The following is a 12,107-nucleotide window of genomic DNA, read 5'->3' on the forward strand; positions in this document are numbered from 1 at the left end:
CCTATTTTTTTACGCGACCTTACGCTCGCGTTCCGCAATTTCCGCCAACTGCTTTACCAGCCCCCGAACACCCTTCAGGCGCTGTTCGGGTAGATCCCATTCCGCTTTGAACACCAGCTTATGATCGGGCAACAATTTGATAAGCCCGCGGGATCGCTGCATCAGTTCGACCAAGCCTTCCGGATTGGGGAAGCTGTTCTGATGGAACGACAACACCGCGCCCTTGGGACCAGCATCAACCCGGCTAACGGAAGCTTGACGGCACAAACCTTTGATCTCCATGACATCCAGAAGATGGGTAACCTCTTCCGGCGCGGGACCAAAGCGATCGACCAATTCCGCTGCAAAATTGTCGATATCCGCACGTGTCTCAAGGCTGGCCAACCTGCGATAAAGTCCCAGCCTCAGCTGTAGATCTGTGACGTAACTCTCGGGGATGAGGATCGACGTACCAAGCGAAATTTCCGGACTCCACTGATCCTTCAACTCACCGCCTTCGCCGCCCTTCATTGCAGCCACGGCTTCTTCCAGCATCGACTGATAAAGCTCGAAGCCAACTTCGCGGATGTGCCCGGATTGCTCTTCGCCAAGCAGGTTACCCGCACCACGAATATCCAGATCGTGCGACGCTAACGAAAAACCTGCCCCTAATGAGTCCAATGAATTTAAGACCTTGAGCCGCTTCTCGGCGCCTTCCGTCAGAGCTTTGCCCGGTGGCGTCGTAATGTAGGCATACGCACGCGCCTTCGAGCGGCCCACGCGCCCGCGCAGCTGATAAAGCTGCGCCAAGCCAAACATATCGGCACGATGGACGATCAGCGTGTTGGCATTGGGCACATCGAGACCGGACTCGACGATTGGCGTCGACAAGAGAATGTCGTAACGCCCCTCGTAGAACGCAGTCATGACGTCTTCCAACTCAGTTGGCGTCATCTGCCCGTGTGCCGTCGCCACGCGAAGTTCGGGCACCGCTTCTGTCAAAAATTCTCTGACATCAGGAAGGTCGCTCAATCGCGGGACGACATAAAATGCCTGACCGCCACGATACCGTTCGCGGCGAAGTGCATCGCGCACAATGACGGGATCGAACGGCGAGATATACGTGCGCACAGCCAAACGATCGACCGGCGGTGTCGTAATCAAAGACAGCTCGCGTACACCCGTCAACGCAAGCTGAAGTGTCCGCGGAATAGGCGTCGCCGATAGCGTGAGAACATGAACATCTTCACGTAGCTGCTTGAGGCGTTCCTTGTGCGCGACACCGAAGTGTTGTTCCTCGTCGATCACCAGCAGCCCGAGCCGGGCAAACTTGATCGACTTGCTGAGGAGCGCGTGGGTTCCCACAACGATATCGATTTGCCCGTTTGACAACCCCTCCTTCACTTCAGCCAGCTCTTTAGCACCCACAAGCCGGGAAGCCTGCGCCACATTGAGCGGCAATCCTTTGAACCGGTCGCTAAATGTCTTGAAGTGCTGACGGGCAAGAAGCGTCGTTGGGACGACAACTGCGACCTGAAGGCCGCTCATCGCAGTCACAAAGGCTGCACGCAACGCGACTTCCGTCTTGCCAAATCCAACGTCGCCACAAACAAGGCGATCCATTGGACGGCCCGCCCCAAGATCCTCGATCACCGCATCGATACTGGCGGCCTGATCCTCGGTTTCCTCATACGGAAAACGCGAGACAAACTCTTCAAAGGCCCCAGCCGGAGGGGCCAACGCCGGCGCCTCGCGCAATTGCCGTAGCGCTGCGATTTTGATGAGTTCGCCAGCAATTTCCTGGAGGCGCTTCTTGAGCCGAGCCTTCCGCGATTGCCATGCGACACCACCCAACCTGTCAAGCTGAGCCGAACCGTCCTCCGCACCATAGCGCGTCAACAGTTCGAGGTTCTCAACCGGCACGAACAGTTTGTCGCCACCCGCATAGATCAGCTCAAGGCAATCGTGCATCGCGCCGAGTGCGGAAATCGTCGTAAGCCCTGCAAAGCGGCCAATACCATGATCGGCATGCACAACGAGATCGCCAACGGAAAGGCTCGTCGCTTCCGTAAGAACGTCCACAGCGCGACGGGCTTTCCGCCGCGGTCGCACCAGCCTGTCGCCAAGAATGTCCTGCTCACCGATAACCGCGAGTTCGGGAGTGACAAAACCCTGCTCCAAACCGAGCACAGCCATGGGCGTGACGTCCGCCGGAAGCTCCAGAGCCGCATCAAAACTCTCAACGTTGCGGGTCTCCTTTAGACCGTGATCGTTGAGCAATCCGGCAAGCCGCTCCCGAGCACCGGGCGTCCACGCCGCAATCATCACGCGCCGATGTTCACGCTTTAGCGCCGAGATATGACTGACGACAGCGTCGAAAACATTGACGTCTCCTGCTAGGCGCTCGGCCGCGAACGTTCGTCCCGGGCGGCCATTCCATGAGCGTACGTCCGCGCCTTCGCCCGTCTCAAACGGGTTCAAACGATAGACTTGGCGCTGCCCCATAAGTTCACCCCACGCTTTCCCATCAAGGAACATGAGGTCTGGCGGCACAGGCTTGTATGGAGGCGCGCCGAAGGCTTCCACCTCAAGCGCCTGCGTGCGCGCTTCGTAATGTTCCGCAATCTGCTCGAAACGCTGCCGCACAGCCTCATCGGCGCGGTGGTCGAATGAAATGGCAGAATCCGGCGCGTAGTCCGCCAGTGTATCGAGTTGCTCATGAAAGAGCGGAAGCCAGTGCTCCTGCCCCGGATAGCGGCTGCCCGCACTCACGGCCTCGTAGAGCGGATCGCTGCCTGTCCCTCCGCCGAACAGTTCGACGTAACGACTACGAAAACGGCTGGTCGCTGCATCCCCCAGCGCCAGTTCGGAAATCGGCATGAGCACAATCTTCTGCAAAGGCTTGAGTGTGCGCTGCGTTTCCGCGTCGAAGGATTTTATGCTCTCCAGCGTATCGCCAAAGAAATCGAGCCGAACCGGATTGGTTCTGCCCGGCGGAAAAAGGTCGAGAATGCCACCCCGAACCGCATATTCGCCCGGCTCCATCACCGTCCCAGTGCGCGTAAATCCCGCGAGCTGTAATCGCGTGATCAATCGCCCCATATCGATCCGCTGCCCAGCTGCCATCTGCTTTAAGGAGCTGCGGACGAAGGCGACCGGAGGCACCCGTTGCAGGATCGCGTTGACGGTGGTTAGCACCAGGGTAGGCGCTTTCCGACGCCCGATCGTCAGCTTGGCCAGTGCCGCGATGCGACGCGCCACGATATCGGAATTAGGCCCAACCCGGTCATAGGGGACCGTATCCCACGCTGGAAAAGAGATCGTGCGAATTTGCGGCGCGAAGAAGCGCAGCGCACCCTCGAGCTGGTCGACCCGGCGATCGTCGCGCGCGACGTGGATCAGAATACCCGCATGCCCCTCAGCGCCTTGCGCTTCCTGAGCGAGCTTGGCCAGCACAAGTGCATCCAGCCCCTCCGGGACACCTGTCAGCAGCAGATCGTGGTTTTTAGGGGTAGCGCCGCTCATAATAGCTAACGTCGTTCCTTAAATGTGGGCCGATGACTGTTCGGCGAAGCTCAGGACAATCCGTGAAACGATCTGAGCGATTGAATGAGGTCAGCAAATTCCGGTTCGATGGGCGTCCGGCGATCCGCATCCGACGCGGAAAGTATCCACGATTGAACATCTGGATCGGCTAGAGCGAGAAATCGCTCGAAACTATCCAACGCAGCCTCATCCATGGCCTCTAGATGCGCTTCCGCATACCGGCCCATCAAAAGGTCCATTTCTTTTGTACCGCGATGGTTGGCCCGGTATAGCGCACGGCGCCGTCGTATATCGAGGCTCTCGTCCAATTGTCCCTCTCCTGTTCACCCGTCACGGTATTCCTTGGCAGCGTTTCGCGCCGACAGGTCTCAAGCCGAATTAGCAGACCGCACCCGAAGCCGCCTCAGACGGCACCTAGCTCAGGGAGACATTGCTTCTTTGACAGGTTGCGTTCCTATAACGCCTACAAGACCTTGAGAAAAGCGGGGACCAGGCAAAACACGCATGCTCCGCAACCCCAAAACAGGACTTGATCGGGGTATAAGCGTTTTTTGATCCAACACGTCCAAACAACACACGTACCCCCAAACGGAATTCCGTCGTATGCGGCCCGATCAACTCCAGCCTCTGTTTGCCCCAGCCCAATCCTTGACCGGCATCGGTCCACGACTGGTCGCGCTACTGCGCAAAGCCCTGGATTTGCCCGCTGGCGTCAGCGAAGCCCGCATCATCGACCTGCTCTGGCACACGCCCACAGGTGTTATCGATCGCCGTGCTGAACCCACGATCAGCCACGCCGTTCCTGGAACCATTGCCACTCTTAAGGTGCGCATCCTCAAACACCGGCCCTCCCCGCGGGGCAACAACAAAGCGCCCTATAAGGTCACCTGCGAGGATGACAGCGGCCGCATTGATTTGGTGTTTTTTAGAGCCGAACGCAAATTCATTGAGCGCCAGCTCCCCGTAGGCGAGGAACGCTACATCTCCGGCCGCATCGAACTCTACGGCGAAACGCTGCAGATGACGCATCCAGATTACATCGTCGCAGCCGACGCCCGCGACGATCTGCCCATGCTTGAGCCCGTGTATCCGCTGACAGCAGGATTGTCGGGAAAAATCCTGCAGAAGGCAACGCGGCAAGCCCTGGAGCGGCTCCCGGACTTACCCGAATGGCAAAATCCGAGCTGGCTCGACCAGCAAAAGTGGCCCTCAGCCGCTGAGGCGATCGCGCGCATTCATCGGCCACAAGACGCGACCGATATATCGAACGGAGCTCCAGCCTGGCAGCGGCTCGCTTATGATGAGCTGTTTGCCGGTCAGGTCGCGCTCGCACTAGTCCGCCAGAGCTTGAAGTCCCAGCACGGCCGTGCGGTAAAGGGCGACGGTGCCATTCGCCAACGTATCTCTGACGCCCTCCCCTTCCAGCTCACTGGCTCTCAGACAACGGCGATCACAGAGATCGCCGCCGACATGGCAAGCCCAAGCCGTATGCTGCGGCTTCTTCAAGGCGATGTCGGATCCGGCAAGACCGTCGTTGCGCTTATGGCCATGGCGATCGCGGTCGAGGCCGGAAGCCAGGCAGCCCTGATGGCCCCAACCGAAGTTCTGGCCCGTCAGCACCTGGAAACCATTGCGCCGCTCGCCGAAAAAGCAGGGCTTCGGTTGGGTCTTCTCACCGGCCGTGAGAAAGGTGCGGCACGCAAACACGTTCTGGCCGCCCTAGCAGCCGGTGAGATCGACATCCTCATCGGAACCCATGCGCTTTTCCAACCCGATGTCCAATTTCGCGATCTCTCCGTCGCCGTCATCGACGAGCAGCATCGCTTCGGCGTCCATCAACGCCTTGCGCTGCAAGCCAAGGGAGGCGATGGCGGCGCAAACGTCCTCGTCATGACCGCAACCCCGATACCGCGCACCCTCGTTATGACGCACTACGGTGACCTCGATGTTTCGCGATTGAACGAGAAGCCGGCCGGGCGCAAACCGGTCGTCACCACCAAAGCCTCCGTGGAACGCCTGGAAGACGTCGTAGATGGATTGCGACGCGCGTTGGCTTCAGGTGCCCAGGTCTATTGGGTCTGCCCGCTGATCGAAGGCACGGGCACCAGCGAACTCGCTGCCGCTGAAGAGCGCCACGCTCACCTGAGCCAGATTTTCGGCGAGGGTGTCGTTGGTCTCCTTCATGGCGCGATGAACGGGACAACAAAAGATCAGACCATGGCGGCATTTTCGGCAGGTGATCTTCGTATCCTAGTCTCGACGACTGTGATCGAGGTCGGTGTCAACGTCCCGAACGCCTCAATCATGGTGATTGAACACGCCGAGCGTTTTGGCTTGGCTCAGCTTCATCAGCTGCGCGGACGCGTGGGCCGCGGCAGCCGCCAGTCGTATTGCGTACTGCTGTTCAAACCACCGCTGGGAGAAACCGCGGAAGCACGTCTCGACATGATGCGCGAAACGGAAGATGGCTTCTTGATCGCAGAAAAGGATTTGGAGCTACGTGGCGGCGGCGAGGTTCTCGGCGCACGCCAGAGTGGGCTCCCGGCCTTCCGTATTGCCAATGTGCCAAACCAATCCGAATTACTGGCAGCAGCCCACGATGACGCCCGTATGTTTCTCGCTGAAGACCCTAAGCTGACAAGCGAGCGCGGAAAGGCCGTTCGCCTCCTGCTCTATCTGTTCGAATGCGATGAAGCGGTACGCTTGTTTCGGGCCGCTTAACGCCCCACAGACAAACGCTAAGCCTTTGGCTTTTTCGGAGGCACGGCACCCGCGCCGAGTGCCGCCAATCTGGCCTGATAGTCTGGCACGACCATGCCCGCCGACAAAATAATCTTGGCGGCGTCTTCGGCAGTCATATCCAGAATAGTCACATTCTTCCGCGGCACGAAGCAGATGAAGCCTGTCGGCGGAACAACACCCGTTGGCATGAAGACCGCAATCAGATCCTCGCCAGCGTCGTTGACCTTGATGTTGATCTCACCCGTTTTTTCACTGGTCACAAAAACAAGCGACCACAATCCCTTCGACGGAAATTGGATCAGGCCGACCTTTTGAAAGCTCTGGTTCGGCCCTGCCGCAACCAGCACACCCTCAAACACCTGCCGAAGCCCGCGATGCACGTTGCGAACAATCGGCATGCCATCCAGCATCTGCACACCGAAACTGATGAGCGTACGGCCAAGGAGATTCGCGGCCAGCGCACCGATAACCATTAGCCCAACGATACCAACCAGAAGGCCAATCCCGGGCACGGCAAACGGCAAATATGCTTCCGGCAGATACCGTTCTGGCAAAAGTGGCTTGATCCACGCGTCCGCGATGTTGATCAGCGACCAGACGATGTAGAGCGTAATGGTAACCGGTCCGACGATAATCAGTCCGGTAAGAAAATAGTTGCGCAGTCGTGCACCAAACGTCACCCCCGGCCCATTAGGAAAAGCCGTAATAGGCCCGAGTTTTGGGCCTTCAGCGGCCTCCAGCTCAGGTGCTTCCGTCTCTTCCTTGTCACTCGGCTTCGTCATGACCCGCTAACTCACTTGGCGCTACGCGAATGAACGCTCCCCCCTCGCGGTAACTCTGCCCGCCGGAAAGTTGCCCCCAAAACCACCGCACATGTTGTCACGGGAAGGGCCGAAGCTGAACACATGCTTTCGTCTTTTCGCCAGTAAACCACCGCACGCGTATCAGCAGATACCCGCTAAGTTAGTTCTTAGCGACCATGCAATCATACCCGCCGGCCTTGAGCGCCTTGCAGACGCTCGCCGTGTCGTCAGCCTTGGCAAAAGGCCCGATGCTGATCCGGTAGAAGGTGCCCATGTTGCCGAACACCGTCTCTTCGATCTCAGGTACACGCGCCCCTAAAATACTCGCGTGCTTTTTGGAGAGTTCCAGCGCCAAACGTTCCGCTTCGTCGCGTGAACGCACAGCCGCGACCTGAACCTCATAGCGCCCTTTTAGCTTTTTAGTGGGCGCGGCAGCCTTAGACGGAGGAGCAACAGCGGCCTGCTTGGTGGGACGCGCCGCGGTCTGCCATTGCTGCGTCGGCGGCGGCGTTGGCGTTGGCGTTGCGCCCGTCGATTTTTGCGTCGTACTATCCCAGGCGGAAACTGAAGGCCCCGTTGACGCAGTTTCTAACCCGCTCGCCGGCGGCGTATCGGAGGCGCTTGGACTGGCGTTCGCCGATGAAGAGGACCCGCCACCAAAGAGACCTGAAAAGAAATCGCCGACGCCTGACAACGGATTGGACGATGAACCTGACGACGACGATACGGTCGTCGAAGAACCTGAACCACTGGAGGATTGGCTCGACACCGTCGTGCCCGAGTCAGCTGCACCTTTCGCCTCGACCATTCCGGGGTCTTTCAGCCCCGCCTCACCGTAAGCTGCACTACGATTTTCCAACGCTGTCTTACGTTCCGTCTCCGTCAATCCCTCCTTCAACCAGACCGCGCTGGTCAGATCCGAGATCGCTTGCGCTGGGCGCCCCGAGCGCCGATTGGCGAGCCCCCGATAATAAAGCGCTTTCGCCGTATCCTTAGGTGCCAGTCCACCGCTTTTGAGACCTTTGGTCAATTCGGCGATGGCTTGATCCATCTTGCCCTTTTCGAACGCTTTCACGCCGGCGATCACATCCTTGCGGGCTTCAGCGGGATCTTTCTTCGAGGCATCCTCGGAAACAGTCTGCGCCAGAACGTATGTCGGCTGCAGGCTCGCACCACCGAGGACCGACAGCCCGGCGGCGAACGACGCCACCGCAAGCCTTTGCCATGTCCTTGATTGTCGTACGCTCATAGACAGGTCCCCTCGTCTCGACACGGACGCCACTACCCCCAAACTTCGTTTTGAGAAGGCTAAGTGAAACAGGCTATCCAGGCAAATTCTTGGCCCAAAGGATCGACTTAGAATTCCGCCGCCTACACCCTATTCCACAGTGACCGATTTCGCCAAGTTCCGCGGCTGATCTACATCCGTCCCCATAAATACAGCTGTGTGGTAGGCAATCAGCTGTGCCGGCACGGCATAGATCAAAGGATTGGTGAACGGATGCACATCAGGAATAGTGATATGCGCAACGACGTCACAACCAACTTCATCTGATTCGCCATTCGAAACGAACACGATTTGGCCACCTCGCGCAGCCACCTCCTGCACATTCGATACTGTCTTGTCGAAAAGTTCGTCTTTTGGCGCGACCACGATGACCGGCACACTCTCGTCAATCAACGCGATTGGCCCATGTTTCAGCTCACCAGCCGCGTAGCCTTCTGCGTGAATATACGAGATTTCTTTCAACTTTAAGGCGCCCTCAAGAGCCAGTGGAAAATTGACGCCCCTGCCGAGATAAAGGACATCCCGCGCCCGTGACAGGTCGTGCGCAAGCGCCTCGTAGACGCTCTCGTCACTCAACATCGATGAAATGTGACGTGGCACTTCCATCAAAGCACCGACGAGCTCCTGCTCCAACTCGGCACTGATCGCCCCCCGCGCACGTCCCAGCGCAATAGCCAGAGCTGCCAGCACAGCAAGCTGACAGGTGAACGCCTTGGTCGACGCAACGCCAACCTCGGGCCCGGCAAGCGTCGGCAACACGGCATCGGATTCCCGCGCGATTGTCGAAGTCCGCACGTTGACGATAGATGCAATCCTCTGCCCCTGAGATTTGCAGTATCGCAAAGTTGCCAGCGTATCGGCTGTTTCTCCTGATTGCGAAACGAAGACGGCCAACCCGCCCTCAGGCAGCGGTGGTTCGCGATAACGGAACTCCGACGCAACATCGATCTCAACCGGCACCCGCGCGTAGCGCTCGATCCAGTACTTACCGATAAGCCCGGCATAGTACGCCGTACCGCAAGCTGAAATCGTCACACGCGAGAGCTTCGACAGATCGACACCCAGATCTGGAAAGTTCACGCGACCCGCCGCCATATCGATCAGATTAGCCAGCGTATGACTGATGACCTCGGGTTGCTCGTGTATCTCCTTGGCCATGAAGTGACGATGATTGCCCTTGTCCGCGATCTGAAGCCCTGCAGACGAACGCATGATCGGACGTTCCACCCGCTCACCGTTCGCGTCGAAGATCTCCATCCCTGAACGATGCATGACCGCCCAGTCGCCCTCTTCGAGGTACGTAATCGCGTTGGTGAAGGGGGCCAGCGCAATAGCATCCGAACCCAGATACATTTCACCATCACCGTGGCCGATAGCCAGCGGGCTGCCCTGCCGCGCCGCGATCATGAGATCGTCGTGCCCAGCAAACAGAATGGCCAACGCAAAAGCGCCCTTCAGCTGAGCAAGCGCGGAACGCACAGCGGCAACCGGATCATCGCCACAGCATTTGAGCTCCTCGGTAACGAGGTGGACGACGGCTTCGGTGTCGGTCTCACTGTCAAAAGTATGGCCAGCGGCCTGCAACTTTGCGCGCAGCTCGCGGAAGTTCTCGATAATTCCATTGTGAACAACCGAGACCTTGTCCGACATATGGGGATGAGCGTTGGTCTCGCTCGCCTTGCCGTGGGTTGCCCAGCGCGTATGACCGATACCGCTGCGCCCGCTCAACGGCTCCGCACGAACCCGGTCCTCAAGATTGCGCAACTTGCCCTCAGCACGCCGCCGTCCAAGGTGACCATTCTCCACCGTCGCAATCCCGGCGGAGTCGTACCCGCGGTATTCGAGCCGCCGCAAAGCCTCGATGAGATCTTCCGCGACAGGTTTCGATCCTAAGATGCCGACAATTCCGCACATACCTCGGTAGCCCCCTTCGCCTGCCCTATCCCAATGGACGAGCTAATGGCATGCACATCTAAGGCCAACTCACAAAGTATTTCCGGCGATTTCACCGGGAAAGAGCGATGTTGGCGACTTTCGCGTTAACCTTTACGGCGCTGCATCATCGCGCGATATTTTGCCGCCCACTCGGGACGGTCCTCGCGCTTGGCCCTGACAATCGCAAGACTGTCGGGTTCCACGTTTGTCGTGATCACGCTGCCAGCCGCGACATAGGCGCCATCTCCGATCCGGACCGGCGCAACAAGCGCAGAGTTGGAGCCAATGAACACACCCGCGCCCACCTCGCAGCGGTTTTTGTTGAAGCCGTCGTAATTACAAAAGATCGTCCCAGCGCCGATATTGGCCCCTGCGCCCACTGTGCCATCGCCAATGTAGGTCAGGTGATTGGCCTTGGCGCCCGGGGCGAGAACTGCGTTCTTCACTTCAACAAAGTTGCCGATATGCACATCCGCGCCCAGTTCTGTCCCGGGCCGTAAGCGCGCGAAGGGACCAACCTCCGCACCGGTATCGATCCGCAATCCTGCAGCGCTCTTGCGATCGGCGCCTTCAAGGTAAGAGTTGGCCTTGATCCAGACCCCCTCCCCGACGGTGACACCCGGCCCAATAAACACGTTAGGCTCGATGGTCACGTCCTGCCCAAGCACGGTATCAAACGACAGCCACACAGTGTCCGGCGCAATCATCGTCACGCCCGCCCGCATGGCTGCCAAGCGTGCTCGCGTTTGCCAGATGCTCTCCGCCACAGCGAGTTGATCACGCGAATTGACGCCCAACACCTCATCCATTTCACACGTCACGACCGCAGCCTTCAGCCCATCCCGGCGAGCGATTTCAACGGCGTCTGTGAGATAAAATTCACCCTTGGCGTTATCGTTGCCGATCCGGTCTAGCACCGCCACCACGTCAGGCAACCGGAATGCCATCACACCAGAGTTGCACAGCCTCACATTTAATTCGTCGGCACTGGCATCCTTGTGCTCGCGGATCGCAATCAGGTCACCGGACGCATCCGTGAGCAAGCGCCCATATCCTGTGGGATCGTCCGCCTCGAAGCCGACTACCGACACACCTGCTCCGGACTCCAGGCTGGAAACAAGCTTGGCGAGAGTCTGCGGTCTCATCAGCGGAGAATCCGCATAAAGCACGATCACATCACCGCGCTCGGCAAGCTGATCACGCGCAGCGAGAACCGCATCCGCTGTTCCTGCCTGATTCTCCTGGACAAAAATGGAAGCATCCGGAGACCAACGCACCACCTCCTTGCGCACATCATCCATACCGGGTCCAATGACGACGCTGATCTTCGCGTGCGAAATGCCCGACGCCAGCGCTAGCACGTGCCCCAACATCGACCGGCCGGCGATTTGATGCAGCACCTTCGGCTGCCGCGAGTACATGCGTGTGCCCTTGCCGGCGGCCAATATCACGATCGAAAGCGAGCGGTCGGTCATCGGGGCTCCACATTTGCTGATATGCCAGCCCAACCGGCGGGGCTTGGCCTAAAGGTCGGGCAGCGCAATTTGCCAAGTGCATAGCGCCCAAGGGCCCTGCCGCGCAACCGGCAGCGGAGGAGGCTGGGTTCGGCGGCGCACTGCATTGATCCAACTCGTCCACAATCCGTCCACAGCGTGTTGAGGCGCATCGCCGCCGACCGTTTGCTTCCCCATCGCGACTCAGCCAGCGTCACGACAAGAGACTTGCCGCGGCCTGGCGTCGACGAGCGCAGGCGGAATACCAGCCCAGCGCGAAGCAATGTTCTCTCAATGAACAATAAAATTTGGGGCCTACGG

At 58.8% G+C, this 12,107-nt stretch carries 6 protein-coding genes and 1 pseudogene; 1 reads left to right on the plus strand and 6 read right to left on the minus strand.

What is annotated here, in order from left to right; genetic code table 11:
* Nucleotides 1-9: 9 nt before the first annotated feature.
* Both mfd and YBN1229_RS14860 read right to left on the minus strand, forming a co-directional pair.
* Nucleotides 10-3,504 carry a transcription-repair coupling factor gene (mfd, locus tag YBN1229_RS14855; protein ID WP_046478503.1) on the minus strand — a complete coding sequence of 1,165 codons (3,495 nt, stop codon included), beginning with the start codon at nucleotides 3,502-3,504 and terminating at the stop codon, nucleotides 10-12.
* A gap of 50 nt (nucleotides 3,505-3,554) precedes the next feature.
* Nucleotides 3,555-3,833: a succinate dehydrogenase assembly factor 2 gene (locus YBN1229_RS14860; RefSeq protein WP_046478502.1), complete on the minus strand. Its 279-nt coding sequence runs from the start codon at nucleotides 3,831-3,833 to the stop codon at nucleotides 3,555-3,557.
* Between the two features lie 286 nt (nucleotides 3,834-4,119).
* Here YBN1229_RS14860 and recG point away from each other — a divergent pair.
* A pseudogene (gene recG, locus YBN1229_RS14865) lies at nucleotides 4,120-6,246 on the plus strand (ATP-dependent DNA helicase RecG); the annotation flags it as partial.
* A 17-nt stretch (nucleotides 6,247-6,263) separates the two neighbouring features.
* Here recG and YBN1229_RS14870 read toward each other — a convergent pair.
* From YBN1229_RS14870 to glmU, 4 genes are all read right to left on the minus strand, one after another.
* A complete protein-coding gene (locus YBN1229_RS14870; protein ID WP_052743978.1) occupies nucleotides 6,264-7,049 on the minus strand; it encodes a DUF502 domain-containing protein in 786 nt (261 codons plus the stop codon).
* Nucleotides 7,050-7,230: 181 nt separating this feature from the next.
* Nucleotides 7,231-8,319 carry an SPOR domain-containing protein gene (locus YBN1229_RS14875; RefSeq protein WP_082101160.1) on the minus strand — a complete coding sequence of 363 codons (1,089 nt, stop codon included), beginning with the start codon at nucleotides 8,317-8,319 and terminating at the stop codon, nucleotides 7,231-7,233.
* A 129-nt stretch (nucleotides 8,320-8,448) separates the two neighbouring features.
* Nucleotides 8,449-10,272, minus strand: a complete 1,824-nt coding sequence (gene glmS / locus YBN1229_RS14880) for a glutamine--fructose-6-phosphate transaminase (isomerizing) (protein ID WP_046478499.1) — start codon at nucleotides 10,270-10,272, stop codon at nucleotides 8,449-8,451.
* 125 nt (nucleotides 10,273-10,397) lie between these two features.
* A complete protein-coding gene (glmU, locus tag YBN1229_RS14885; RefSeq protein WP_046478498.1) occupies nucleotides 10,398-11,768 on the minus strand; it encodes a bifunctional UDP-N-acetylglucosamine diphosphorylase/glucosamine-1-phosphate N-acetyltransferase GlmU in 1,371 nt (456 codons plus the stop codon).
* Nucleotides 11,769-12,107 lie beyond the last annotated feature (339 nt).

The organism is Candidatus Filomicrobium marinum (assembly GCF_000981545.1).
GTDB classification, from domain to species: Bacteria; Pseudomonadota; Alphaproteobacteria; order Rhizobiales; family Hyphomicrobiaceae; genus Filomicrobium; species Filomicrobium insigne.